22 protein-coding genes and 1 pseudogene are annotated in these 26716 nt (G+C 62.0%); 15 read left to right on the top strand and 8 right to left on the bottom strand.

Annotated elements, in window-relative coordinates; translation table 11 throughout:
* The first annotated feature begins 150 nt into the window (after positions 1 to 150).
* Positions 151 to 1809: an alkaline phosphatase family protein gene (locus JQ573_RS20430; RefSeq protein ID WP_249132050.1), complete on the top strand. Its 1659-nt coding sequence runs from the start codon at positions 151 to 153 to the stop codon at positions 1807 to 1809.
* A gap of 142 nt (positions 1810 to 1951) precedes the next feature.
* Here the strand turns inward: JQ573_RS20430 and JQ573_RS20425 are convergent, their stop codons facing one another.
* On the bottom strand, positions 1952 to 2845 hold the full coding sequence (locus JQ573_RS20425; protein WP_212408727.1) for a spermidine synthase: 894 nt from the start codon (positions 2843 to 2845) through the stop codon (positions 1952 to 1954).
* A 259-nt stretch (positions 2846 to 3104) separates the two neighbouring features.
* On the opposite strand from JQ573_RS20425, the gene upp reads away from it, so the two are divergent.
* Positions 3105 to 3737 (top strand): uracil phosphoribosyltransferase, encoded by a 633-nt coding sequence (gene upp, locus JQ573_RS20420; protein WP_249132048.1) that lies wholly within the window; start codon positions 3105 to 3107, stop codon positions 3735 to 3737.
* A gap of 66 nt (positions 3738 to 3803) precedes the next feature.
* On the opposite strand, the gene JQ573_RS20415 is transcribed toward upp, so the two are convergent.
* Positions 3804 to 4937 (bottom strand): ring-opening amidohydrolase, encoded by a 1134-nt coding sequence (locus JQ573_RS20415; RefSeq protein WP_212316726.1) that lies wholly within the window; start codon positions 4935 to 4937, stop codon positions 3804 to 3806.
* Between the two features lie 360 nt (positions 4938 to 5297).
* Between JQ573_RS20415 and JQ573_RS20410 the strand changes: the two genes are divergently transcribed.
* From JQ573_RS20410 to JQ573_RS20390, 5 genes are all read left to right on the top strand, one after another.
* Positions 5298 to 6332 (top strand): ABC transporter ATP-binding protein, encoded by a 1035-nt coding sequence (locus JQ573_RS20410; protein WP_212316724.1) that lies wholly within the window; start codon positions 5298 to 5300, stop codon positions 6330 to 6332.
* Between the two features lie 17 nt (positions 6333 to 6349).
* Entirely contained in the window at positions 6350 to 7642 is a 1293-nt protein-coding gene (locus JQ573_RS20405) for a PotD/PotF family extracellular solute-binding protein (protein ID WP_212316722.1), read from the top strand.
* Positions 7643 to 7708: 66 nt separating this feature from the next.
* The gene (locus JQ573_RS20400; RefSeq protein WP_249132046.1) at positions 7709 to 8590 is read left to right on the top strand and encodes an ABC transporter permease; all 882 of its coding nucleotides are present in this window, start codon (positions 7709 to 7711) and stop codon (positions 8588 to 8590) included.
* 1 nt (position 8591) lies between these two features.
* A complete protein-coding gene (locus tag JQ573_RS20395) occupies positions 8592 to 9470 on the top strand; it encodes an ABC transporter permease (RefSeq protein WP_212316720.1) in 879 nt (292 codons plus the stop codon).
* Positions 9471 to 9653: 183 nt separating this feature from the next.
* On the top strand, positions 9654 to 10154 hold the full coding sequence (locus JQ573_RS20390; protein WP_212316718.1) for a nucleoside deaminase: 501 nt from the start codon (positions 9654 to 9656) through the stop codon (positions 10152 to 10154).
* A 109-nt stretch (positions 10155 to 10263) separates the two neighbouring features.
* Here the strand turns inward: JQ573_RS20390 and JQ573_RS20385 are convergent, their stop codons facing one another.
* Entirely contained in the window at positions 10264 to 11358 is a 1095-nt protein-coding gene (locus tag JQ573_RS20385) for a hypothetical protein (RefSeq protein WP_212316716.1), read from the bottom strand.
* 543 nt (positions 11359 to 11901) lie between these two features.
* On the opposite strand from JQ573_RS20385, the gene JQ573_RS20380 reads away from it, so the two are divergent.
* The 4 genes from JQ573_RS20380 to JQ573_RS20365 all read left to right on the top strand — a co-directional run bounded on the left by JQ573_RS20380 (position 11902) and on the right by JQ573_RS20365 (position 16599).
* Positions 11902 to 13473, top strand: coding sequence for an ABC transporter ATP-binding protein (locus JQ573_RS20380; protein ID WP_212317240.1), 1572 nt, complete (start codon positions 11902 to 11904; stop codon positions 13471 to 13473).
* Entirely contained in the window at positions 13457 to 14548 is a 1092-nt protein-coding gene (locus JQ573_RS20375) for an ABC transporter permease (RefSeq protein WP_212316715.1), read from the top strand. The genes JQ573_RS20380 and JQ573_RS20375 overlap by 17 nt, the downstream gene beginning before the upstream one ends.
* On the top strand, positions 14535 to 15452 hold the full coding sequence (locus JQ573_RS20370) for an ABC transporter permease (protein WP_212316714.1): 918 nt from the start codon (positions 14535 to 14537) through the stop codon (positions 15450 to 15452). The genes JQ573_RS20375 and JQ573_RS20370 overlap by 14 nt, the downstream gene beginning before the upstream one ends.
* A 70-nt stretch (positions 15453 to 15522) precedes the next feature.
* Complete coding sequence (locus tag JQ573_RS20365; RefSeq protein ID WP_212316713.1) at positions 15523 to 16599, top strand: BMP family ABC transporter substrate-binding protein; 1077 nt, start codon at positions 15523 to 15525, stop codon at positions 16597 to 16599.
* A gap of 55 nt (positions 16600 to 16654) precedes the next feature.
* On the opposite strand, the gene JQ573_RS20360 is transcribed toward JQ573_RS20365, so the two are convergent.
* Entirely contained in the window at positions 16655 to 18004 is a 1350-nt protein-coding gene (locus JQ573_RS20360; RefSeq protein ID WP_212317238.1) for an 8-oxoguanine deaminase, read from the bottom strand.
* Positions 18005 to 18136: 132 nt separating this feature from the next.
* Between JQ573_RS20360 and JQ573_RS20355 the strand changes: the two genes are divergently transcribed.
* Positions 18137 to 18958, top strand: coding sequence for an FAD binding domain-containing protein (locus JQ573_RS20355; RefSeq protein ID WP_212316712.1), 822 nt, complete (start codon positions 18137 to 18139; stop codon positions 18956 to 18958).
* Positions 18955 to 21675 (top strand): molybdopterin-dependent oxidoreductase, encoded by a 2721-nt coding sequence (locus tag JQ573_RS20350; RefSeq protein WP_212316711.1) that lies wholly within the window; start codon positions 18955 to 18957, stop codon positions 21673 to 21675. The genes JQ573_RS20355 and JQ573_RS20350 overlap by 4 nt, the downstream gene beginning before the upstream one ends.
* Before the next feature lie 148 nt (positions 21676 to 21823).
* Here JQ573_RS20350 and JQ573_RS20345 read toward each other — a convergent pair whose 3' ends face one another.
* Entirely contained in the window at positions 21824 to 22855 is a 1032-nt protein-coding gene (locus JQ573_RS20345; protein ID WP_212316710.1) for a DUF6709 family protein, read from the bottom strand.
* 284 nt (positions 22856 to 23139) lie between these two features.
* On the opposite strand from JQ573_RS20345, the pseudogene JQ573_RS20340 reads away from it, so the two are divergent.
* A pseudogene (locus tag JQ573_RS20340) lies at positions 23140 to 23286 on the top strand (IS5/IS1182 family transposase); the annotation flags it as partial.
* Positions 23287 to 23587: 301 nt separating this feature from the next.
* Here JQ573_RS20340 and pucL read toward each other — a convergent pair.
* The 3 genes from pucL to JQ573_RS20325 form a co-directional block, all read right to left on the bottom strand.
* Positions 23588 to 24577: a factor-independent urate hydroxylase gene (gene pucL, locus JQ573_RS20335; RefSeq protein WP_409334688.1), complete on the bottom strand. Its 990-nt coding sequence runs from the start codon at positions 24575 to 24577 to the stop codon at positions 23588 to 23590.
* Between the two features lie 77 nt (positions 24578 to 24654).
* Positions 24655 to 25536 (bottom strand): 2-oxo-4-hydroxy-4-carboxy-5-ureidoimidazoline decarboxylase, encoded by an 882-nt coding sequence (gene uraD, locus JQ573_RS20330; protein WP_212316708.1) that lies wholly within the window; start codon positions 25534 to 25536, stop codon positions 24655 to 24657.
* An 89-nt stretch (positions 25537 to 25625) separates the two neighbouring features.
* Positions 25626 to 25916: a hypothetical protein gene (locus JQ573_RS20325; RefSeq protein WP_212316706.1), complete on the bottom strand. Its 291-nt coding sequence runs from the start codon at positions 25914 to 25916 to the stop codon at positions 25626 to 25628.
* Between the two features lie 199 nt (positions 25917 to 26115).
* On the opposite strand from JQ573_RS20325, the gene JQ573_RS20320 reads away from it, so the two are divergent.
* Positions 26116 to 26343 (top strand): hypothetical protein, encoded by a 228-nt coding sequence (locus JQ573_RS20320; protein ID WP_212316704.1) that lies wholly within the window; start codon positions 26116 to 26118, stop codon positions 26341 to 26343.
* The last annotated feature ends 373 nt before the right edge of the window (positions 26344 to 26716 follow it).

The following is a 26716-nucleotide window of genomic DNA, read 5'->3' as shown; positions in this document are numbered from 1 at the left end:
CCAATCCTGCAACCATGGGATGCCGGTCAGCCACGACCACGGTCATCGAACTCGCATGAAAGCGTCATCCCGCCGTCAATTGACCGCGACAAGTTGTCGCGGCCAGCGCAGGCGATTCCAAATTCACCGAAATCAAAGAGGGGCGAACTCATGAGTGGCTTTCGTGACTATTTCCTGTCAACTGCCGCGATCGCGGCAGCCATGCTGGCTTGCGGCGTCGCCGTCGCGCAAGCGGATGACGACAACGACCATTCGCAGCGACATGGCTACAAGCACGTCCTGCTGATCAGCGTCGACGGCATGCACGCCGTCGATTTGAAGCGTTGGGTCGAAAGCCGCCCCGGCGGCAACTTCGCCCAGCTCACCGGAAAGGGCGTCGTCTATCCGAACGCTTTGACCACCGCGCCATCCGACAGCTTTCCCGGCATGCTCGCGCAGGTCACGGGCGCCACGCCGAAGGGCGGCGGCCTGTTCTATGACGACAGCTATGACCGCACCGAATATCCGGCCAAGGCCTTCTACACCAGCCAGGGTCTTGCGGACCCCGGTTGCGTCGGCCCGGCGGGAACCGAGCTCACCAACTTCGAAGCGCTCGACAAGACCTACAATTACTCCAGCGGGCTGGTCGCCGATTACACCGCCGGCGGCACGCTGGGTCAGGTCTACACCCAGCTCGATCCGGATCACATGCAGCGCAAGCTGGTGAACGGCCAGTGCGTGCCGGTCTATCCCCACGAATACGTGCGCACCAACACGGTCTTCGAGGTGATCAAGGAGGCCGGCATGCGCACGGCCTGGTCCGACAAGCATCCTGCCTACGAGGACCTCGCGGGTCCGTCGGGCAAGGGCCTCGACGAGCTCTTCACGCCGGAGATCAACTCGCAGGACACGATCGACCCCGGCGCCCAGCCCGGCGACGACTACACCAAGAGCTTCACCGGCGTCCGCTCCTACGACTCGCTGAAAGTGAAGGCGGTGTTGAACTGGATCGACGGCTATGACGGCACGCGAACCCAGCGTCAGCCGGTGCCCGCGATCTTCGGCATGAACTTCCAGGCGGTCAGCGTCGGCCAGAAGCTCGCCAAGGCCGGCCACGCGGACGCCGACAAATCGCTTGTCGGCGGCTATGCCGACGGCAAAGCGACGCCCGGTAATGCGCTCACGCTGCAATTCCAGTTCGTGGACGATGCGCTCGGCAAGTTCGTCAACGAGCTCAAGACGCAAAATCTCTACGATTCGACGCTGATCATCGTCAGCGCCAAGCACGGCCAGTCACCGATCGACGTCAAGGACCGCGTGGCGATCTCCGACGCGCTGTACAGCAAGGCGCCCGGTTTCGGCACCAACGGCTTCGAGATCTGCGACGACGAGGCGCTCGTCTGGTTGTCGCCGGAGCTGCAGCAGGCGACCAATCCGGCGACTGGCCATCCCTACTACGCAGATGCCAAGGCTTACATCCTGGCCCACGCCGCCGATCTGCATATCCAGAAGCTGCTCGACCGCGACGAACTGACCAGGCTCTACGAGGATCCGTTCCACAACAGCCGGGTGCCGGACTTCATCGCCATCACCGATCATGGCGTCATCTGCACCGGCGGCAGCAAGCTCGCCGAACATGGCGGCTTCTCCAACGACGATCGCAACGTGCTGCTGCTGCTTTCTTCGCCGCACATCAAGCATGCGAGGGTCGTCGAGGAGACGGCTTTCACTACCCAGATCGCGCCGACGATCCTCCATGCACTCGACCTCAATCCGCGCAGCCTCCAGGCGGTTCGTGACGAGGGTGTCGAGGCCCTGAAGATAAAATAAAGCCGCAGAGGGGCATTCCCTCCAGCGGCACAACGCACCAAACGGCTTGCGCCGGCACACCGTGACCGGGCAAGCCGAGCGGCCTGGCCTTCCATATCGGCGCCCCTATCGCGGGGCGCCGATTCTATTTGCCATGAGCGCGTCAGGAGCCGAACTTCGCCCGCAGCATGGGGCCAAGGAGATTCGAGTAATCGTCCGTCCAGAGTGCGCTGGCCGGATCCGGCGACATGGCGGCCCAATGCCGAGCCGCCTCGCCGACATCGTCAGGCGTGCGCGCAAGCATCACCACCCGGGACGCCGTCCTCAGCGTGGTCATGACATCGCCGACCGGATGCCCTTCCTTGAAGAGTGCGATCAACCCCTGGGACTGCGCGATATTCGCCATGATCGGCGCGAGATCGAGATGGCGGTTGGAGATATGCACGAGAATGACCCCGTGCGGCGCCAGCTTCGACACATAGCCGGCGATCGCTTCACGCGTCAGCAGGTGGACCGGAATGCTGTCGGACGAGAAGGCGTCCAGGACGATCAGGTCGTAGCGATCAAGCGAGGCCTGCAGTGTGAGACGCGCATCGCCGAGCACGAGGCTGGCCTTCGGCGCGCAGCGCGACAGGAACGTGAAGAAGGTTGGATTGCTCGCGATCCGGATCACCTCGGGATCGATCTCGAAGAAACTCCAGTTCTCCGCGCCGCGACGGAGGCAGGCGAGCGTGCCGGTACCGAGACCGACGACCGCAACCCGTTCGAAGCTGCTGCGGGCACTGCGTGCCGCCGCAACCCCCTCGGCCAGCGGGCTGCCTGGATAGTAGTAGCTCTGAGGCTGAGGCGTTCCCACGACTGGCGTACCGTCGTCGTTCCGCAACCGCTCTGCGCCATGCATCGTGTTGCCGTGGAACAGCAGCCGCGCGCGGCCGTCCGCGAGGTCGACTACGGTATGGACCCCGAAGAAGCTGCGCGCGGTCTCGATCGGGGCCATGCCCGGACGCCAGAACGTCGTCAGCATCAGGCCGGCGACCGCCAACCCCGCAAATGACACCGGCCGCTGGACTTCGCGCAGTAATGCATTGGTTTCGGCGAGCAGATTCCCTATCCTCCGAATGGGCCATGATCGTGTTCCGCAAAACACGAACAACGAGTCAAGCGATGAAGGAGCCGGGTGGATCGCCCTGAAGAATGGCCCTTCCGCCCAACGAATGAGGCCGCGCTCGACAGTCAGAAGAAGCGGGGCACGCTACTTGCACACGCGACGACTTGGACGAACTCGCACGCGCCCCCTTTGTTGAGAAAGCGATATCATGACCAAGAACGTGAACCTCGTCAGCCATCCCCTCGTCCAGCACAAGCTCTCGCTGATGCGCGACAAGGATCGTTCCACCAAGGGGTTTCGCGAGCTACTGAACGAGATCGGAATGCTGCTCTGTTATGAGGTCACCCGGGATCTGCCCCTGGAGATGGTCGACATCGATACGCCACTCGCTGCAATGAGGACGCCCAAAATTGCGGGCAAGAAACTCACATTCGCTCCGATCTTGCGGGCGGGTGTCGGGTTTCTCGACGGAATGTTGGCGCTCGTCCCATCAGCACGCGTCGCGCACATCGGCCTTTACCGGAATCCGGAAACACTTCAAGCCGTGGAGTACTTCTTCAAGGCGCCGCAGGATGTTTCGGAGCGCATCGTGATCTTGCTGGATCCAATGCTTGCTACGGGAAATTCCGCCAGCGCGGCGGCCCGCCTGCTCAAATCGCGAGGCGCGCAAGACATTCGGTTCGTCTGCCTGCTCGCAGCCCCCGAAGGAATTGCCCGATTCCAGGACGAGTGTCCGGACGTTCCGATCTGGACCGCTGCCATCGACGAAAGACTGAATGATCACGGGTATATCGTGCCAGGCTTGGGCGATGCAGGAGACAGAATGTTCGGCACCAGGTGAGCCGACGGCAGCGCGTTCGTGCTGAAGCGTGAACAGATGCCGTTTGTAACGGCACACGACCGATGCTCAGTCGGACCCGTTTGCCAACAGTCGAGCGATGACGGCAACCGGCCCGCCACCTGGGGGTCCCTGATGTTCGGCTCCGCCGGAAACATACACCGCGCTGGTCCCCGACAAGCCGCTGATCAATCCGCCGACGGCAGCGCGAGCGTGCCGGGTTGAGCTGATGTCAGTATCCTCAAGCATGATGTGACGAAATCCGCGGATGCTCCCGTTCGGCGCGGCTTCCGCCTTGGCAAAGATATTGACGAGCTGCCGCGACGCCGGCGGCGGCCTGGAGGCGTCGTCGATGTGCAGCCCCACGCTTTTCAACGCATCGATCACCGCTGCCGAATCAATGGCGTCGTTCATCACGGCGTGTCCGATCTCGAATGGAGCCGCCGACGACGTCGTATTGCCGAGCACGATGACCACGTTGTGCATCAGTTCGATGCCCGCCGACGTGGAGGCGACCGACGAAAACAGATCGTACCGCCGGAGAACGTGTTCGTCGTCAATCTCGCTTTCAACCTCGCCAAGCGCGACGGCCACGCCCAGCGCTGACGCGCCACGGGAATACGCCATCGAACCGTAAGCGCTGTTGGTCACGGTCTCATGCCCCCGCGCCACCGCTGCCTCGATGCGATCGCTGGTCAGAAGCGGGCACTTGATCTGCACAAAATGAACGTCTTGCGGATCGACGATCCCAGCGTCGGCCATGGCGGCAGCCACTGCCCCGGCGGTTTCCCTGATCTGCACATCGCGACCGATCTCCTCGGGCAGGAAATCCCGCGTCTGTGCCATCCCGATGCTAAGGCGTTTCCCGGAGATACCTGAATCGTGATTGGCGGCACCGTCGCGCGTAAACACGGTGATATGTGGACTGAGCACACCTTCCGTCCCACCCGACATCACGAACGCAATCCGCTGCTCAACGCGATGCGGCGGCAGATCCAGATAAGGCGCCAGGGCCGCACGGAGAGCTGAAACGGCGAACTCACGCGTGAAATCGTTGACGCCACCATTGCCCTCAGTCTTCCCCAAGATCGCGACGATCGACTTTGGATCGATCTTGCCTTGCTCGATCAGGCTCAGCAGGCCGGAGACATCACCGGGGCCCTTGGTGGAAATACGAACGACGTCGACCGATTTTGTACGCATGCTCTTTCCCCGGACATCTTCGGGCTCGCGAAAAGATATGGCAAGCCAAAGCATCTCCCGGCGCCTGCGGGCACGGCACCGGTTTTGATCGCATCGAGCTGGCTCGGGCAAAGGGATCGACCTTCAACATCGCCTCGATCGCCTACGTCCGGAACTCAAGCCTCACAGACGGCGTGCCTGGCAACTGACCTCCGATCTCGGTCGAAGCGGCGCGGTCGACCTCGTCGGCCGGCGGAATCTGCCCAATTTTTGTCCGGCCTGTCGCAAGATTTGGCACATCTGTTGCATCGAATTCCGGGTCGCGTGCCGGAGCGGCAATGTCGTTCAAGATCCCTGGCAAGCCTACGCGGAATGGTGCGGATGACGACGACGGCGGCGCTCGAACTCGTGCAGTTGACCAAGATGTACGGCGGCGTCACCGCCGTTGACGCCATCAACCTCAAGATTCCCCCCGGCTCCTATTGCTGCCTGCTCGGGCCGTCCGGCTGCGGCAAGACATCGACGCTGCGCATGGTGGCCGGCCACGAATCGGTCACTTCAGGCGACATCCTGGTCGGGCCGAAGAATGTAACTGGCCTGCCCCCTGCCGATCGAAGTACGGCGATGATGTTCCAGTCTTACGCCCTGTTCCCTCATCTCTCGGTCATCGACAACGTTGCGTTCGCCTTGAAGATGAAAGGCGTCGCCAAGGCTGCACGCCATGCCGAGGCCAACAAGTTGCTGGAGCTCGTCGACATGCAGCCCTATGCGGCAAGGCTGCCAGGCCAGCTTTCCGGAGGCCAGCAGCAGCGAGTCGCACTCGCGCGCGCGCTGATCACCTCTCCTCAAATCCTGCTCCTCGACGAACCGCTGTCGGCGCTCGATCCGTTCTTGCGGCTGCGGATGAGAGCCGAGTTGAAGAAGCTGCAGCGCGAGCTCGGGCTTACCTTCATCCATGTGACGCATGGTCAGGACGAGGCGATGGCTCTGGCCGATATCGTGGTTCTCATGAACGCGGGCCGGATCGAGCAGCAGGGTTCGCCGCGTGAAATCTTCAACCACCCTCGAACCGAATTCACGGCGAAATTCATCGGCGGCCACAATGTCCTTGCTGTGGGTCCCGAGACCTTCGCCGTTCGGGTTGACCGGCTGATGCTGAAGCGACCGAGCGAAGCTGTCGCTGGTCCATCCGTTGCAGGCACCATCAGCGAGGTCGAATACCAGGGGACCTATGTCCGCGTTGTCATTGCCGTCGAGGGTGGCTCCGAGATCTCGGCCCAGGTCACGGAAACCCAATTCGACGTGGCCAACTACGCTGTCGGTGAACGTGTTCTCGCCACATGGGACCCGACGCAGGCCAGCCTTCTCAAAATCACGAGTTCTGTAATCGCCCGATCGCCTGAAAGGGCGGCGTGACACCCAAGGAGACAATCATGAGCAAATCCTCGAAATTCGATCGTCGCGTTAGCCGTCGCACCATGCTGAAGGGCGCGGCCGGAGCGGTCGGCCTTGCCGCGGGTTCGGGCGCAATTACCGGATTTCCCTACGTCCATTCAGCCGATCCGAAGGTTCTGCGTTATCTCGGAACGGCGGTGAACGAAGGTGACGAGATCTCGAAGAAGTGTCTGGAAGATACCGGAATCAAGATCGAATACATCACGGCAACGACCGACGACGTGACCAAACGCGTGATCACCCAGCCGAACTCGTTCGATGTGCTGGATACGGAATATTTCTCGCTGAGGAAGCTGGTGCCGTCGGGCAATATTTTTGCGCTGGACGCCAGGAAGATCAAGGAATTCGACAACATCACCCCGGTGTTCACCAAGGGTCAGCTGCCGAACGGCAAGAAGATCGGCGATCAGGGCACCGCGCCGTGGAAGGTGCTTTATCTCGAGGGTGCAAACTCCAAGACGTTCTCAAAAACGCCGACCGAATTCGTGACGCTGATCCCGACGGTCTACAATGCCGATACGCTCGGCATCCGGCCGGATCTGATCAAGCGGCCAATTTCATCGTGGACCGAATTGCTCAATCCCGAATTCAAGGGCAAGGCCTCGATTCTCAACATTCCGTCGATCGGAATCATGGATGCTGCGATGGTGGTCGAAGCCAGCGGTCAGCACACCTATGCCGACAAGGGCAACATGACGAAGGCCGAGATTGATCTCACCATGAAGATCATGACGGAAGCCAAGAAGGCCGGCCAGTTCCGCGCGTTCTGGAAGGATTTCAACGAATCCGTCAACCTGATGGCCTCGGGTGAAACCGTCATCCAGTCGATGTGGTCGCCCGCGGTCACCAAGGTGCGCTCGATGGGGATCGCCTGCACGTTCCAGCCGCTCAAGGAAGGCTATCGCTCGTGGGCGTCGGGGTTCTGCGTATCGAAGGCGGTTACGGGGCCAAAGCTCGATTGGGCCTATGAATTCGTGAACTGGTACTTGTCGGGTTGGGCCGGCGCCTATCTCAACCGCCAGGGTTACTATTCGGCTGTGCTGTCCACTGCGAAGGCCAACATGACGGCGGACGAGTGGGGATACTGGATGGAAGGCAAGGCCGCCGTCAGCGACATCAAGGCACCCGACGGCACGATTCTCGAGAAGGCCGGCACCAAGCGCGACGGGGGATCCTACGAAGACCGCATGGGCGCGGTCGCCTGCTGGAACGCCGTTATGGACGAGAACGATTACATGGTGCGCAAGTGGAATGAATTCATCGCCGCCTGATGCAATCCAAAGGAGGACAAGGCGTTTGACAAGTCCTGCTGCGCCATCACCGCGATTCACCGTTCGATGATGCAAGACCGCAAGACCTTCGTTGCCTGGCTCCAGGCTGCACCGATGATGCTCGTTTTCTCGGTGTTCTTCCTCTTGCCGCTGCTTCTTGTGATGATTGTCAGCGCCTGGGACTACAACGAATATGAAATGATCCCGGCCTTTAGCCTGCGTGGCTACAGCGACACGTTCGAGGGATGCATCGCCGATCTGCCCAACCTCTGCACCATCTTGAAGACCTATCTGAAGACGTTGAAATTGTGCCTGCTGACCTGGAGCCTGACCCTTCTGATCGGCTTCACCGTCGCCTACTTTCTCGCGTTCCACGTCCGGTCCAAAACCTGGCAGATCGTACTTACCTTGCTTTGCACCATCCCGTTCTGGACGTCGAACGTGATCCGCATGATCGCATGGATTCCGCTGCTTGGCCGGAACGGCTTGGTCAACCGGGGGCTCGAGGGCGTGGGACTGATCCGGCAACCGCTGGAGTGGCTCTTGTTCTCGGAGTTCTCCGTCGTACTTGCCCTCGTTCACCTCTTCACATTCTTCATGGTGGTGCCGATCTTCAACTCGATGATTCGCATCGACAAGCGTTTGATCGAAGCCGCCTATGACGCCGGCGCCACCGGATGGCAGACCCTGGTCAACGTCGTTATTCCGCTGGCAAAACCCGGAATCGTCATTGGTTCGATCTTCGTGATCACGATCGTAATGGGCGATTTTGTCACGATAGGCGTGATGGGCGGCCAGCAGATTGCATCTGCAGGCAAGATCATCGAGACGCGCCTGAATGCGCTGCAATTCCCGGCCGCCGCGGCCAATGCGGTCATCCTGCTCGGCATCACGATCCTGATCATTTCGGCGCTGACCCGAATCGTCGATGTTCGCAAGGAGCTGTGAGATGAACGAGAAGCGATCGCGATCCTTCTATCTTCTCGCCGCATTCTTCACCGCTTACGTCCTGTTTTTATACGGACCGATGTTCGCGATCTACATCCTGTCGTTTCAGGGGCCGGATGGCGGCCTGACATTCCCCATGAATGGTGTGTCCCTGGTGTGGTTCGGCAAGGTGTTCTCCGGCTCAGGCATCGTCGACATCGCTGCGGCTTTCAGGCGATCGCTTCAGCTCGGCCTCGTCGTCATGGTGCTTACGGTCGTCCTCTCGGTTTCGGCAGGCCTGGCCTTCCGCAGATCGTTCCGCGGCGCGACCTTGCTATTCTATGTGGCCATTGCCAGCCTGATCATGCCGTCGATCATTACCTCGCTCGGCATCGCCCTGGAATTCCGGCTGCTTGACGACTTCATCATCAAGAGCGGCGCCGCGGATTGGACAACGGCAATGGGGCTTTTTACATCGGGCCTCGGTGCGCATCTGACCTGGACCTTGCCATTCGGTCTCCTGATCATGTTTGCGATCTTCAACAGGTTCGATAGCCGGCTTGAAGAAGCGGCGCGCGACCTGGGCGCCACGCCGTGGCAGACATTTCGGCATGTTGTGCTGCCGATCATATTGCCATCGGTCGTCGGTATCGGCCTGTTTGGGTTCACCTTGTCCTGGGACGAACTCGCGCGCTCGAGCCAGACCATCGGCCCTGTCAATACACTGCCCCTCGACCTGCAGGGCCTGACGACCACCGTCACGAAGCCAGATATCTATGCGCTCGGAACATTGACGAGCGCCGTTTCCTTTCTCGTGATCTTTCTGGCGCTGGTTGTCATTCTTGTGCTTCAGGCCCGGCAGAGACGTCATGGATCGGACGCGGGCAAGGGACTGGTGTAAAATCCTCACACGCATCCGGATCGTCGAATGGCATCGCCGCCTTGACCGGGAGAGAATGGCCGGGCCAGCGACGCCATTGCAGCCGTGAGAGCCGAGATTGCCGTCATCACGATTTCGGGCAAGGAAGACGCCGGCTGACAATTCGCAGCCGCCGCTTAGATGTGAATGGCAAGGAGATCGTTGATGAGCGACGCGAACAACTCGAACCACCTGCTCGACGACGAGAGCTTTCTGCGGCACTCGTTCGCGGTTGCGCGCCGCGCGATCGGCAATGGCAATCATCCCTTCGGCGCCGTTCTCGTGAATCGCGAAGGCAGCGTCCTGCTCGAGGCCGAGAACGGCTTCATGCCGTCGCGCGACGGCACGGCCCACGCCGAGCGACTGCTGTCGACCCTGGCATGCACGACGTTGTCCGCGGAGGTCCTCGCGACTGCGACGCTGTATTCATCCGCCGAGCCGTGCGCCATGTGTGCCGGCGCGATCTACTGGGCCGGCATCGGCCGCGTCGTCTACGGACTGGGCGAACACCGCTTGCGCGAACTGACCGGCAATCACCCCGATAATCCGACGCTCGATCTGCCCTGTCGCAATGTGTTCGATAGCGGTCAACGCACAACCGAGGTCGTCGGCCCGTTGCTTGAAGACGAGGCCGCGGTCGTGCACGAGGGCATCTGGACCCGATAGTCGCGCAGCGACCCTGCCGGCCGGAATCCCGCCGTGCAGGAACGTGAAAAGTGGCGCCGCGGTGTGTCGCGGCGCCACCAGGAGCCACCCGTGGAACGGATCGGGTGGATCAGAACTTCACAGAGATACCGGAGTAGAGCGATTCTTCGGTACAGGAATGGTTGCTGACGCCTGGGGCTACGTTACAGACAACACTCTTGGCGTGATCGAGGCCGAACTTGTTCTGCCAGTAACGATAGGCCACCCAGACGTCCACGAAATGTGAATACTTCGGACCCCAGAGCGCCTTGCTCGCGTCGAAGGTCAGACGGATCGGTTCGGAGTTGAGCTCGACCGCCGTGCTGACGTTGGTGACCGGATTGAACGCCATCGGTTCGTTCTCGGTGCCCTTCTTGCCGTACCAGCCTGCGCGACCACTGATCGAGAAGTACTGCATGTTCTCGGGCAGGAAGCCGAGATCCATGTAGTAGTTCACTTCGACGGCCCAGGTCGGGTTGAACTTGGTATTGCCATCGCTGATGCAGCTCACGCCGGGCACACCCGGGCCGAACAGACCGCACTGGTCGAACGCGTTATGATTGGAGAACTCGTAGTACATCAACGGCGACACGTTGATGTAACCCTTGTACGGAAGATTGAATTCGAACTGGAGGCCGGCGACGACGTCACGCTTGGCGGGCGCCAGGAAGTTGTTTTCCGTGTTGGCGTCCATGCCGATTTCGAACGAGATGTTGTTCAGCGGCCCCATGCTGAACGCCTTCGTGTTGAAGATCTGATTCCAGCCGAAGGTCGAGCGGAACAGGCCGTAGATCTCGGTCGCGCCGGCGCAGGTTGCCGGAGCTCCCGTGATGGTCACGCCGACATTCGAGCACGGTGACGCCGGGTCGTTATGATCCGACTTGTACATCGAGATCGTGAAGAAGTTCTGGCCATAGGCCCAGATATCGAAATGCGTGAACGAGTAGACCTGCTTGGCGGTCTTTCCGTTGATGCTGCCGTCAGGGCGGACGGAGAATACGCCCGGATCAGTGCCGGAGAAGATGTAGGAGTAGGTCACGCGGTCGTCGATGACCAGGAAGAATGGCAGATCAGCTGCCGGCTTGGGTGCCTTGACTGGCAGATCTGCGGCGCTTGCAAGGTTAGCGACCGGCATCAACCCCAATGATAGTGCCGCGGCCGACAAGGTTCGGCGGATATTGAACATTGTGAAAGACCCCCAGGAGTGAACGCGACGAATTCGTGCTGATGCAGGAGCGTGGCGCAGCTTCGGGGCGAACGGGAAGCCCGAAGTTTCTCCACGCGCTGACGCGTGTTTGATCAGCAACCTCCGCGAGATCGGTTTGATTGGGCCAGTCCTGTAGCGGTTGACGGCCGCAAAATTCGCTTCGACAGAATTCTGGATTTTTCGAATTATGCCCATCATTGCTAGACTTCCGCGACATTTGCGCACAGCGCGGGGACGTACCGCCGGGACGCGGGAAATCCGCTGGAATCCAGCAGCGACACGCTGCTCAACTTTGCGTCATCGTTGACCGCTCCACTTTCGAATTGGATCGACAGTCACATTTCTGCAACAACTTCCACGGACGTGGAAGCAAGGCCGATTGACCGTCGACCCCGCAAATTTACGGAGCGATTCAATCGTGCCGAAGCCTTGAGCAAGCACTGGCGCTTTTTCCCTACTTACGCGTGCGTGAAAACTGGCCCACTATTGCGGCTCCTCTCTCCACGCATGCGATATCCCGGGATGCCAGACACGACATCTGCCGCGCAGCACACAGGTGCCACGCCGCTTCTGCAGACGGTCGGCTTGACCAAGCGCTACGGTTCGTTTCTCGCCAACGACAAGATCGATCTCGATATTCGGCCGCAAGAGATCCATGCGTTGCTCGGCGAGAACGGCGCCGGAAAATCCACCCTGGTCAAGACGATCTACGGCCTGATCCAGCCGAGCGAGGGCGAGATCCGCTGGCAGGGCAGGACGATCGTGCTGTCCGGGCCAGCAGATGCGCGGGCACATGGAATCGGCATGGTGTTCCAGCATTTCTCGCTGTTCGACAATCTGACGGTCGCCGAGAATGTTGCGCTCGGCCTCGACGGCAAGGAGCCGTTCAAGGACATGTCGGCGCGCCTGGAGCAGGTGTCGCGTACATACGGACTTCCACTCGATCCGAAGCGGGAGGTCTGGCAGCTTTCGGTTGGCGAGCGGCAGCGTATCGAGATCGTGCGCGCGCTGATGCAGAATCCACAGTTCCTGATCCTCGACGAGCCGACAGCCGTGCTGACACCTCAGGAGGCCGATCAGCTCTTCATCGTGCTCAATCGCCTCAAGGCCGAAGGCCGCGCGATTCTCTACATCAGCCACAAGCTGGACGAGGTGAAGCGGCTCTGCGACACCGCAACGATCCTGCGCGGCGGACGCAAGGTCGAGACCTGCAATCCCAGGGCTGAGACCGCGGCGTCACTTGCGCGCATGATGGTCGGCGGCGAGATCATGGAAGTGAAGGCTGCGGCGAGCCGCCAGATCACCGTGCCTCGCCTGCTGGTCAACGATCTCAACCTCGTACCCGACGATCCGCACGGCATACGGCTCGAGCACATCTCGTTCGAGCTCCGCGGTGGTGAAATTCTAGGCATCGCCGGTGTTGCCGGTAACGGACAGGACGAACTGTTCGCAGCCCTTTCCGGCGAGCGGTTGGCGAAAGACCCGGGCACGATCGTGATCGACGGACACGCGGCCGGTCACCTGTCAATCACCAGGCGCCGCAAGCTGGGTGCGGCCTTCATCCCGGAGGAACGGCTCGGCCACGGCACGGCGCCGCGCATGCGGCTCTCGGAAAACGCCCTCCTGACCGGCCACGCCATCGGCAATATGGTGCTTCATGGCTTCGTGAACACGGCCGCAACCCTGAAGACCGTCGACCGCACCACCGAGACCTTCGACGTGCGCAAGGCCAAGCGCGACCCGGAGGCGGCGAGCCTGTCGGGCGGCAACCTGCAAAAATTCATCGTCGGCCGCGAAATCCTGCGCGATCCCGTCGTGCTGATCGTGAACCAGCCGACCTGGGGCGTCGACGCGGGTGCGGCCGCCGTGATCCGGCAGGCCCTGCTCGATCTTGCCGCAGGCGGCGCCGCGGTGCTGGTGACGAGCCAGGATCTCGATGAACTTGCCGAAATCACCGACCGCATCGCCGTGATGTTCCATGGCCGCTTGTCGGTCCCCGTGCCAACCGCCGAAGCCAGCCGCGAGACGCTTGGCCTGCTGATGGGCGGCAGCAGCATCGAAGCTCCGGAGACACCTCATGCAACTCGTGCTTGAGAAGCGCGCCGAGCGTTCGGCCACGATCGCGCTCATCTCGCCGCTGATCGCAATCGGGCTGACGATCGCCACCTTGTGCATCGTGTTCGCAGTGCTCGGCAAGAATCCGATTGCCGCGCTCGCCGTCTACTTCATCGACCCTCTGACCGACGGCTACTCCCTGCAGGAAATCGCGGTCAAGGCGACACCGCTGGTCATGATCGCGATCGGCCTGTCGTTGTGCTATCTCGCCAACGCCTGGAATATCGGTGCCGAAGGCCAATTCCTGATCGGCGCAGTGGCCGGGAGTTGGCTCGCGGTGAAGACCCAGGGCACCGATGCCGGCCACTGGGTGTTGCCGGCGATGCTCGTGCTCGGCGCGGCCGCGGGCGCGCTCTACGCACTGATTCCGGCGATCTGCAAGGTGCGGTTCGGCGCCAGCGAGATCCTGACCTCGCTGATGCTGGTCTATGTCGCCGACCTCCTGCTGGACTATCTCGTGCGCGGTCCCTGGCGTGATCCGCAAGGCTTCAACTTTCCGACCACGGCCGAGTTCGATCCGGTGGCGACCGTGCCGACGCTGATCGAAGGCGGTCGGCTGCATCTTGGCTCGATCATCGCACTGTTCGTGGTGGCCGCCGGCGCGGTGCTGCTCGGCAGGACCATCAAGGGCTTCGAGATCCGGGTCGTCGGCGCCGCGCCGCGGGCAGCGCGGTTCGGCGGGTTCAACGCCAATCAGCTGGTGCTGCTGACCTTTGCAATCTCCGGCGCGCTGGCCGGGCTCGCCGGCATCATCGAGGTGGCCGGCCCGGTCGGCCATCTGCAGCCGGGCATTTCGCCGGGTTATGGCTTCACTGCGATCATCGTCGCCTTCCTCGGGCGACTGAACCCAATTGGAATATTAATTGCAGGATTGTTCCTCGCATTGACCTTTATCGGCGGCGAGCAGGCCCAGATCGCGATGAAAATCCCGTTGGAAGTCACCAAGGTGTTCCAGGGCATTCTGCTGTTCTACGTGCTCGCCTGCGATTCCCTGATCCTCTACCGCTTTCGGCTTATTTCCTCACCGCCAAAGGTGCAAAGTGGGGCTCATTGAGGCCATCATCCTGTCGGTGCTGGCGGCTTCCACGCCGCTGTTGCTCGCAGCTACCGGCGAACTCGTGACCGAGCGCTCGGGTGTGCTCAACCTCGGCGTCGAAGGCATGATGATCGTCGGCGCCGCCTGCGGCTTCGGCGGCGCGTGGCTCTCCGGTTCGATCATCGTCGGCGCGCTCTGCGGCATGGTCGCCGGCATCCTGATGTCGCTGATCTTTGCGCTGATGGCGCTCGGGCTCGCGGTCAACCAGGTCGCGACGGGCCTCGCGCTGACCATCCTCGGAATCGGATTGTCCGGCCTGATCGGCGCCGGCTTCGTCGGCGAACGCATCACGCCGGCGCCGCATCTCCACATTCCGGGCCTCAGCGACATTCCGCTGGCGGGGCGAATCCTGTTTGGAGAAGACGGATTTGTCTATCTCTCGATCGCCCTGGTGGTCGGCGTCTGGTGGTTCCTGTATCGGACGCGGGCCGGGCTGATCTTGCGCGCCTGCGGCGACAACCACGTCTCCGCCCATGCGTTGGGCTATCCGGTGCTCCGGATCCGGCTCTATGCGGTGATGTTCGGCGGCGCCTGCGCCGGGCTTGCCGGCGCCTATCTGCCGCTCGCCTACACGCCCTTCTTCATTCCCGGCATGACGGCAGGCCGCGGCTGGATCGCGCTGGCCTTGACGGTTTTCGCGAGCTGGCGGCCGGCCCGGCTGGTCGTCGGAGCCTACCTGTTTGGCGCCGTCACCATTCTTCAGCTCCACGCGCAAGGCGCCGGCATCGGAATTCCATCGCAGTTCATGTCGTCGCTGCCCTATCTCGCGACCATCATCGTTCTGGTTCTGCTCTCTCGCGCGCGCACCGGCGGCTCGACGGCGCCCGCTGCGCTCGGAACCGTATTCGTGCCGGACCGCTAGCTTGATGTCGGTACGTGCCGCGATGGGGCGCCCACGTTCCGAACTATGGTTTCCCCGTTTGGAGATTGAGATGAAGAGAACATTATTTGCGGCGGCAGCGATTCTCCTGGCCGGCTGCATCAACAGTGGCGCCTGGGCCGCCGACAAGCTGAAGGTCGGCTTTATCTATCTCGGACCGGTCGGCGACCTCGGCTGGACCTATCAGCACGAACTGGCGCGCCAGGCTCTTGTGAAGGAACTTGGCGACAAGATCGAAACGACATTCCTCGAGAACGTGCCGGAAGGACCGGACGCCGAACGTGCGATCGAACAGCTCGTGCGTGCCGGCAACAAACTGATCTTCACCACATCCTTCGGCTACATGGATCCGACGCTGAAGGTCGCGAAGAAATATCCCAATGTGCACTTCGAACATTGCTCGGGATACAAGCGCGACAAGAACATGTCGACCTATTCGGCGCGCTGGTACCAGGGCCGCTACATTCAGGGTCAGATCGCGGCCAAGATGTCGAAGGCCGGCGTGCTCGGCTACATCGGCTCGTTCCCGATTCCGGAGGTCGTGTCGGGTATCAACGCGACGATGCTGGGCGCCCAGACCATCAACCCGAACATCAAGGTCAAGATCATCTGGGTGAACTCCTGGTTCGATCCCGGCAAGGAAGCCGACGCCGCCAAGGCCCTGCTCGACCAGGGCGCCGATATGATCATGCAGCACACCGACAGCCCGGCTGCAATGCAGGTATCAAGCGAACGCGGCAAGCTCGCATTCGGCCAGGACTCTGAAATGATCAAGTTCGGTCCCAAGGCGCAGCTGACCTCGATCCTCGACACCTGGGCGCCCTACTACATTGAGCGCGTCAAGGCCGAGCTCGCCGGCACCTGGAAATCCGAAGACACCTGGGGCGGCCTCGAAAGCAAGATGTTCGAGATGGCTCCCTACACCAACATGCCCGACGACGTGAAGAAGATGGCGGAGGACACTCAGGCCGCTATCGCCTCCGGCAAGCTGCATCCATTCAAGTGCCCCGTCGTCACGCAGGACGGCAAGGACGTCGAATGCAAGGGCGGCGATCACCTCGAGGACACTCAGATCCTGGGCATGAATTTCTACGTCAAAGGGATCGACGACAAGCTCCCCGGGAAATAGACCCGATCACGATCAGGCTCGGGCTCGGGTGATCCGGCCCGAGTCTCCTTGCGCGCTATCCCGCGTGCATTGCGTTCGCCGCTGCGCTGTGACGTCGGATGAGGTCCGGGACATCGAGCCCGGGAATGGCTCCGTCGATCACGACCCACCTCCCTCCGACCATCACCCGATCAGCACGATGTGCGCCGCAAAGCACCAACGCGGCAAGTGGGTCGCCAGAGCCGGAGAAGCGTAGCTCATCAAGCTTGAACAGCGCGAGATCAGCCGCCTTGCCGACGGCGATCTCGCCCAGTTCCGGACGGCCGACGCAGGCGGCCGAGCCCCTGGTCGCCCATCGCAACGCATCCTTGTGGCTGACCTTCGTGACGCCGTAACGGGCGCGCTGCAGCAGGAACGCGGCGCGGACTTCCTGCATCAGGTTGGATCCGTCGTTCGACGCCGAGCCGTCGACACCCAGCCCGATCACCACGCCGGCCTCCTCCATCTCGCAGACCGGACAGCAACCGGACGCCAGGAGCTGGTTGCTGCAAGCGCAATGGCTGATGGTCGTTCCGGCCCCGGCCAGCCGTTTCATCTCCTGTGCATCGAAGAAGATGCCGTGAGCCAGCCAGGTCCGGGCATTCAGCCATCCGCACTGCTCGAGGTAATCGAGCGGGCGACAGCCATATATCTGCTGGCAAAACCTGTTCTCGTCCTCGGTCTCGGCAAGATGCGTGTGCAGCCGGACATCCAGCCTATCGGCGAGATCGGCAGTTGCACGCATCAACGACGTCGTCACCGAAAACGGCGAGCACGGCGCCAGGGCGATTTGCACCATCGCGTCCTCGCCGCGCTCATGATGCTTCGATACCAGCCGTGCGCTGTCGGCAAGGATCGCATCCTCGTCCTGCACCACACTGTCTGGCGGCAATCCACCGTCACGCTGCGAGAGGTTCATCGAGCCGCGCGTGAGCAGCACACGGACACCCAGCCGCCTAGCCACCGCGACCTCGATGTCGATCCCCTCCTCGAGCCCCGCCGGAAACACGTAGTGGTGATCGGTGGTCGTGGTGCAACCGGACAGCAGCAGCTCGGACATCGCAACGCTGACGCCGAGTTCGAGTGATTCCGGCGTGAGTCGCGCCCACACCGGATACAGCGCCTGCAGCCAGGGAAACAGCTCGCGATCCATCGCAGCCGGCAGCGCCCGCGTCAGCGTCTGATAGAAATGATGGTGGGTATTGATCAGCCCGGGCAGCACGACATGGGCGCTCGCGTCGTAGACCGCAACATTCGCCGTCGTCGGCTGATGCCCGGCGCCCACGCACTCGACGATCTTGCCGCCATGGACCACAACGCCGCGTTCGGCTCCGTTGGCCAGAATCGACAGGGGATCCTTGATCCAGATTGCCTGCATTTGATCCATCATTTTCGTCTCTCGAGCCGGCGAACGCCATTCCTGACCTGCAAGGACCGTCCCACGTCCCGCGAGACTTGGCGTTGCTCTTGCAGGACTTCATAGTCAATGATGCATCTCGTTGAAAGCGCTGGCGTATCCATGGATTTGAACACCATCACCGAGGTTGTCCATCCGCTCTCGCGGGCGCAACTGCCCGTTTGGACGGCAGGCGATGCCTGGCTCGCGGGCGGGACCTGGCTGTTCTCGGAACCTCAGGTACATCTCACCCGCCTGGTCGATCTCGCTGAGCTGAATTGGCCGGCGCTTACGATTGGTGACACGCATCTGAGCATTGCGGCGACCTGTACGGTCGCGCAGCTCGATGCCTTGGCCTGCCCGCCGGACTGGATGGCCGCACCGCTGATCAACCAGTGCTGCCGTGCTTTTCTCGCTTCGTTCAAGATCTGGAAGACCGCGACCGTCGGCGGCAACATCTGCATGTCGCTCCCGGCGGGACCGATGATTTCGCTGACCTCGGCGCTCGATGGCGTGTGCACGATCTGGCCAGCCCGCGGCGGCGAGCGAACCATCCCGGTCATGGACTTCGTGACCGGCGATCATGCAAACGTGCTGGCCCCCGGTGACCTGCTGCGGCAAATCGATATCCCGATCGCAGCCCTGAAGCGGCGTTCGGCATTCCGCCAGATTTCGCTGACGCCGGTCGGCCGCTCAGCCGCGCTGCTGATCGGCAGCGTCGACAACAACGGCAGCTTCACACTGACCGTCACCGCCTCGACGGTGCGGCCGGTGCAATTGTCGTTTCCTGCCATGCCTCGTGCCGACCAACTCCGCGACACGATCCAGCGGCGCATTGCGGATGGCCTCTACCACGCCGACGTCCACGGCAGGCCGCTGTGGCGCAAGCACATGACGTTGCGGCTTGCCGAGGAAATCTGCGACGAATTGCAGGCGCACCCATGACGTTCGAGATCAACGGCAAGACGTTCTCGACCCACCCGCGTGCCGGACAATGCCTGCGTACGTTCCTGCGCGAGCTCGGCCATTTCGGCGTCAAGAAGGGTTGCGACGCCGGCGACTGCGGCGCCTGCACGGTGCTCCTCGACGGCGAGTCGGTCCATAGCTGCCTGATCCCGGCATTCCGCGCTGACGGCCATGCGATAACCACCATCGAGGGTTTTGCCGGCGTCACCGGCATGCATCCGCTGCAGCAGGCGTTTCTCGATGCGCAGGGATTTCAGTGCGGCTTCTGCACTGCCGGCATGATCCTGACCTGTGCCTCGCTGAACCAGGCACAACGGCAGGACCTCGACGCGGCGTTGAAGGGCAATATCTGCCGCTGCACCGGCTATCGTTCGATCCAGGACGCGCTCGACGGCAAGATCAACATAGAGGATGCCACGGCCGGCACGGCCTTTGGCCGCAGCCTGCCCGCCCCCGCGGGCCCCCTGATCGTGCACGGTGCAGCGCACTACACCTTCGACACGACGATCGACGGCCTGCTGCACATCAAGCTGCTGCGTTCTCCTCACGCCCACGCGAGAATAGTCGCGATCGACAAGACGGATGCGCTGAAGGCCGCCGGCGTCCACGCGGTGCTGACGCATGAGGACGCGCCCGATTGCCTGTTCTCGACCGCGCGCCACGAGCGCGACTGGATGGATCCCGATGACACCAGGGTGCTCGACACGACCGTCCGCTTCATCGGTCAGAAGGTCGCAGCTGTCGTGGCGGACAGCGAAGCCGCCGCGGAAAATGCCTGCCGGCTGATCAAGGTCGCGTATGAGATCCTTCCCGCCGTGTTCGATCCGGCCGAATCTATCGCCGCGGGCGCTCCGGCGATTCATGCCGACAAGACGACCGCGCATCGCGTCGCCAATGCCGCGTGCAATATTGTCGCCGAAACGCATGGCGAATTTGGCGACGTCACACGCGGATTCGCCGAGGCGGCTGTCACCTATGAGGGGACCTTCACCACCCAGCGCGTCCAGCACGCCGCACTGGAGACCCATGGCGGGCTGGCATGGCTTGACTCCTCGGGCGTGCTCAACGTCCGTTCCAGCACGCAGGTCCCATTCCTGACCCGCCGCACGCTGGCCAGCCTCTTCAAGCTGCCGACCGACAAGGTCCGGGTGTTCTGCGAGCGCGTCGGCGGCGGCTTCGGCGGCAAGCAGGAGATGCTCGTCGAGGACATCCTGGCGCTCGCCGCGCTCCGCACGGGGCGGCCGGTCAAGCTCGAACTCACACGCGAAGAGCAATTCACGGCGACCTCGACGCGGCATCCAATGCGGGTGACAGTCAAGGCGGGGGCCGACAAGGACGGCAATCTGACAGCCCTGCAGCTCGATGTGCTCTCGAACACGGGTGCCTATGGCAATCACGCAGGTCCTGTGCTCTTCCACGCGGTCAGCGAATCCATCAGCGTCTACAACTGCCCGAACAAGAAGGTTGATGCGATTGCCTGCTACACGAACACGCTGCCGGCCGGCGCCTTCCGCGGCTATGGTCTGCCGCAGACGCTAATCGCCGTCGAGGCGGCCATCGACGAACTCGCCAAACAGCTCGGCATCTCGCCGTTCGATATGCGCCGTCGCAATGTCGTCAGGCCAGGCGACCCGATGCTCGCGCCACCCGGCTCCCAATATCACGACGTGACCTACGGCTCCTACGGCCTCGACCAGTGTCTCGACCTGGTTGAGCGCGCGATGTCAGCGGAACCCCCCACACCGCAGCTCTCCGCCGACTGGCTGGTCGGCGACGGCATCGCGCTGACCATGATCGATACCGTACCACCCGCCGGCCACCTCGCGGATTGCAGGATCAGGCTCTGCGACGACGGGCATTTCGAGCTGACCGTCGGCACCGCGGAATTCGGTAACGGCACCAGCACGGTGCATCGCCAGATCGCGGCCACCGCACTCGCCACTTCGGTCGATCGCATCCGCCTGAGACAATCCGACACCGCGCATGGCGGCCACGACACCGGCGCCTATGGCAGCGCGGGGATTTTCGTCGCCGGAAGCGCGACTCAGGCAGCGGCCGAGAATCTGGCGGGCGACCTGAAGGCGCTGGCCTGCCGTCTGGCTGGAGGTGATCCTGGCACCTGCGTGCTCGAGGCCGATCACGCGGTCTGCGGCAGGCAGCGACTGCCCTATATCGAGCTTGCGCGCTCGGCGCGCGGCAGCGGCCAGGTCCTGCAAGCCAGCGGTACGTCGGAGGGAACGCCGCGTTCGGTCGCATTCAACGTGCAGGGGTTCCGTGTCGCAGTGAACAAGGGTACCGGCGCGCTGAAGATCCTGAGGAGCGTGCAGGCCGCCGATGCCGGCCGTGTCGCCAACCCGATGCAGTGCCGCGGTCAGGTCGAGGGCGGCGTGGCGCAATCGCTGGGCGCGGCACTCTTTGAGGAGTTGGTGATCGACAGCGGCGGCCGCGTGATCAATCCGAGTTTCCGGGACTATCACTTGCCAGCTTTCGCAGACGTGCCGCGCACCGACGTCTATTTTGCCGACACTTCCGACAGCGTCGGCCCGATGGGAGCGAAATCGATGAGCGAGAGCCCCTACAACCCCGTCGCCGCCGCGCTCGGCAACGCCATCGCCGACGCCACCGGCATCCGCTTTACCGACGTTCCCTTCAAGCCTGACCGGCTGTTTCCGGAGTTGCTGAAGAAATTCGGCTAGGCCGTGCACCTATGAACGCCGCGCGGCGTGACCGGTGACTACGTCGCTTTCCCCATATAGCGACCAGGTTAGTGCGGCAGCGCAATATGTCGCGATGGCCAAAAGCGGTAAGTTGGAAACAAATAGCCGCCCGGAAATGCAGCCTCGTTTATGGCGAACCGGCTGCGACCAGCTTGCGCCGCGCCGCGACGAGGTCAATGAGCCTGGACCTGTTTTTCTTGTACGCCTTGTCGAGCTCCCGAGCGTGGCCGAGCAACACCCATGGCGCCACTCTCCCCAAGTGCTCCATGACCTCAGCAGTTTGCGCCTTCCGGACAGAAGCCCGCATCTTCTGGTTGGAGAAGTAAAGCATCAGCGAATGCGAGCGGCTGGTCGGTATCACGCCGTACATCAGTGTCGTAGTCGTCATGATATAGGTATAGAGCATGTCCGACAGCGGCATCAGTCGGAACCTGAACCAGCCCCTTTGCAACACGTGCGTGTCAGTAATCCGCACGTGGCCGCGAAGCTTCAAGGCAGATCTGGCTGTCGCAATGTCGTGCTCCAGTCCCGCGCTGAGCATTTCCAACGCATTGGCGGACTGCCTGCAGACCGCACGCAAATCGGGATGCGATGATGGCTCGTTAAATCGCGATAGTGCTCGCCCGCCGATCAAGGCAACGAGCGCCAATGGTACCGCAATCAAGATCAGCACGGCCGCAACGGCCGCGGAGGTGTATTTCTCCGTGTCGAGCATGACAGGGAGGAACGCCGCGCTGGCATCGCCACTCCGCTTAACGAGGCGACTGATCCGGTCGATTGTCTCAATGTCGGCGGCAAGCAGACCGCCGCTCAGCGCTCTCGCGTCGAGAACGCGATCCGGAGCCGCCTTGATCAAGAGCAAGCGATCCCCGAACTGAGCAACAGAGAATATCGCGTGGTCATATTTGTGCCGCGAGTAGACGCCGGTCGAAACGACTTTATCGGCCTGTAGCGCGACCCAGTTGCGCGACAGTTGCGGAAGACTCGTCACCGCGCGCACTTGGTCTTGCGACATCGCAACCACGCCTCTGGCGTAGTTGCCGAGAAACTGTACGTTTTCTAGCACCAAGACAGCCGCAAACGCGAACAGCAGAAGGCATGCGCCGAGCTGACGCAAGCTCGTGTTGCGTATCTGGCGCTCGACCCATGTCATGCTCATACCTCTGCTTCCGGTCGGACCCGCCTAGAGTTCGGGCGTTTGTCCGCCTGGTCCTTCGAGGCAAGCACCCTGGGAATGTCGCACGAATGCAATTTCCGATCGTTCGGGAAGCTCGCCTGTAGTCTTACTTCAGGACTGCTGCCGGAGGCTGCCGCGCAGGTGATTAAAGCGACTTTAACGGCCGGGACCTGGCTTGGCGTCGGTCACGTTTCGATTGCTCAAACTCATAAAATTTGAGCTTTGGTCTTCCCCCGCTTGTGCACTACGGCCCTGCAAGTGGACTGCGCAATCGGGTCGAACGGTTCTTCAACAAGACCAATCAATGTCGTCGAATAGCGACGCGCTACGACAGGCTCGCCGCCAACTACCTTGCCTTCATTCAGCTTGCGTCAATCAGGCTCTGGCTGCGCCCCAATGAGCCCGCAGCCTAATTTAGAGCGTTTCCGATCGAAGTGGCTGCCGGTTCGCGTGAAGAAAACGCGTCAAAGCCAGAATCTAGAGCTCCGTTCCGATTCCATCGGAACGGAAATAGCTCCGGTGCGGGCGAGGAGGGTACACGATTTCGGAATATTGGAAGAATATTCCTGAGTTGCCCGACGTGTCAAGTTGCCTCGTCGAACGCCGGCAGCCGCCAGCTACTTTGCATGGGGTTGTTTTCGATATTTTGGCAGCGCGCCTGCTGCGGGGTGGCCGCCGTCGACGCGGCTCGCAACGCGGGGCAGGAGCACAGGCCTACTTCCGCCCCACCGTACACTCGATCTGTCCATGAGGCTCGTCGGTGGGCAGGAAGACGTCGTTGTTGTTATCCAGCCCGAAGGCAGAGAGATTGATCGGGATGAAGTGCATGTTTGGGCAGGCCATGCTGATCTCGGATATCTCAGGGACCGCGGCAAGCGCCGCCTCGCCCATGCGGTAAAGACTGTCCTGCACGCTCCTGCTGTAGGTCGTCGAGAAGACCCTTAGCATGGTGTCAAGGATCTTCGCGTTCGTCGCCGGATAGTTCGCGGGCTTTGCGGACCATGCCCACGACGCGACCATGCTGGTCGCGCAGATGCGATCCGCGGTCTCCGGGATCGTGGTGTAGCGATCCTTGAGGTAGTTCTCCCAGCCCGACTGGGTCGACTTCAGAAATGCGAACCCATCGACGCCCGAACTCAGCGTCGAGGAGCCATCGCGCGTCATCGTGGCCTCGACCGTCGGGCGGCCGTTGGCATCGAGCACGAAACTGTGCGGATGTGGCTTGCCGTCGAAACTCAGCCGGCTCCATTTGGTCTCGTGCGAGGTAATCGCGACGGATGAAATCTGCTGATAGGTGTCGAGATATTTTCTCGCCAGGACCTGGCAGAATTCCTCGGCACAGAGACCGGTGTTCTCGCGAGCGACCACATTGACGATGTTCTTGATGGTGTCGGTCGAGACCGTCATGATATTGTCGGCATGGGTATAGGTGCGCGCGAACTCGCCTTCGACCATCGCCTTGATATTGAGCTGACTGACCTCCTGCCGCTCTCCATCACGGTGAATCCGCATCACGCGGACCCGGCCCTTGCCATATCGGTTCTTGATCAGCGGCACGTCAAAGCCTCCAGCTATGGCCCCCGGGGCTGGCATGGCCCGCCGCCCGTCGTGGCCAGTATTGAGCAACGTTTGTGCCATCGGCAAGCTCGCGCCACGCACCGCGTCATGGATAGACCAGGTTCGATCACCGGAAGTGGCACCCACGGCATGGCCTCGCTGCCGGAATCTTCACCATCCCTGCCACACCTTTCAGCAGTCATCAGCGGGTTGCGATTCCGTACCTAACTTCCGCGATAGGTCGCGTAGCTCCATGGTGTCACGAGCAGCGGCACATGGAGATGGCCTTCGGGTTCGCTGACGGAAAAGCGCAGGGGTATCCGGTCAAGGAACGGTGGATCAGACAATGGCACGCCGCGCCTGGCGAAATAATCGCCGACGCTGAACAGCAGCTCGTACGTCCCGGCCGGAACGGGACGGCCGCCAATCAAGGGCTGGTCCGTCCGTCCGTCGGCGTTGGTCAAGGCGCGCGTCACCACGCGGCTCGTGCCCAGCCCCGCGAGTTCGATCAGCTCGACCGCAACCCCGGCAGCGGGCTTGCCGCTGTGGGTATCCAGCACGTGGGTCGAGAGACGCCCGTGAACGGCAAGCCGGTCGTCAGCCATCACGATCTGGTCGAGCCTCAGGGCCGCGATGCGACAGATCTCCTCCACCGAGGTCTGCATTTCGACCGCGATGTCATTCGGCAGGCGCCGCTCGAAATCACGTAGAATGGAATCCTTGGTGTGGCGGCGCACGCAGACGATGTAAGGAAATCCGAACTTGGCGCGGTAGGCATTGTTGACGCGCTGAAACGCATCGTATTCCGCACCCGACAGCCGATCGAGCCCCGCGCTATTTTGCTCGGCAAAGGAATCATCGGTGAGACCCGCTGCACGCTGCGTCTTGTCAGCGAGGTCGGGATGCATCTTGATCAGTGCCAGTCGCAGTTCGGACGGTGCCTGCTCGACCGCCGCCTTCATCGCCATGAACAATTGAGCGATCCCGGCATACGGCCGCTTCATCGCAACCTGTTCGGCAACCCACGGCGAATGCTCGAAGACATTGGCGAGAGCCGCGACAAAGTCATCTCGGCTCGCATTGTTGAGATCGATCAACGTCGTCATGAATTCGTCCGCTGGTCCATTCGATGGATGGCTCTTCGACATGCGGCGCGCAGGGTCATTCCGCGCGATGCACCGCACGCTGCAATGCACTAGTCTCCCTGTTTCCGCCGGTCGTAGGACAAACCGAATAATCCGGTGCGCTGCGTTTCCGGTTCGGGCGGCGGCGCAGCTTCCTTGGACTCGACCGCTGGCGCTGCAGCGACCGGCACGTCCTGGCATTTCATCGAATAGACCAGCTCGCCTTTCGCAGTCCGGCCGATCGGGGCGCAAATGTCTGCTGGTACGGCCGCAGCTTTCGGAACGGCTTTGGGCGCCGTTCGCGTCTCGGCCGCCGCTGGCGAAGCGGCCAACAGCATGACTAACAAGATTTTCGTCTTCATCGGCTGTGTGTTCTCGGATGGTTTGCGCGCGTGCGATTGGAGTCTGCCAACGATAGACCCTGCCAAAAGTTTAGTCGCGCCCAATTATTTTGCGCACCACTTCGTGATCGCCGTCGGGCTAAGCAACGTTGTTGCAAGCACTATTTGCGGAAAACCAGGCCGAGCGATTCCTCCGGCCAGGAGCCCAAGGGAGAACCCAATGAAGAAAAAAACTCGCGTTGTTTACGTCGTGACGGCCGGTCTGCTGCTCGGATCGACCTTGCAAAGCGCCACGGCCTCAGAGCGCCATCGCAAGCCACAGGTTGCACCGGTTCAGCAATCGCAGTCCCGTCCGACCGACGCCTATGCGGCCTGGCAGCAACCCAGGGTAAACAGCCCCGTTTCCTCTTATTACACCGGGGGCTATTCGGCTCCGGCCGGACACTAGTCCAACTCCAGACTCTGGCTCGCCAAGACAACTTCGGCCTGATGCCTGCCCGTCCGGCCGAAGTCGCGCCCGCAACGGCTCGCTGCGCGAGCCGATCATCGCCGGCGCCATCTGCCGGCCGACCAGACCGCCGACGGCGAGCAGCGCCAGCAGGTACGGCAGCATGATCAGCAAGGCATTCGGAATGCCGATGCCGAACGCCGACAGCTGGAATTGCAGCGCGGTGGCTGCGCCGAACAGGGAGCATGCCGTGATGCGCGACCGCATCGCGAACCCAACTCCCGATGCCTGGCCGTTATCGCGCCCCCACCCCGACGTGCTTGCATAAATGGCCGCACGATTGAATATTCGCTGCACTGTTTGCAACGATCAG

It is taken from the genome of Bradyrhizobium sp. AUGA SZCCT0105 (assembly GCF_018129565.1).
In the GTDB taxonomy this organism is placed as follows: domain Bacteria; phylum Pseudomonadota; class Alphaproteobacteria; order Rhizobiales; family Xanthobacteraceae; genus Bradyrhizobium.
This window is presented reverse-complemented; position numbering and strand designations above follow the sequence as displayed.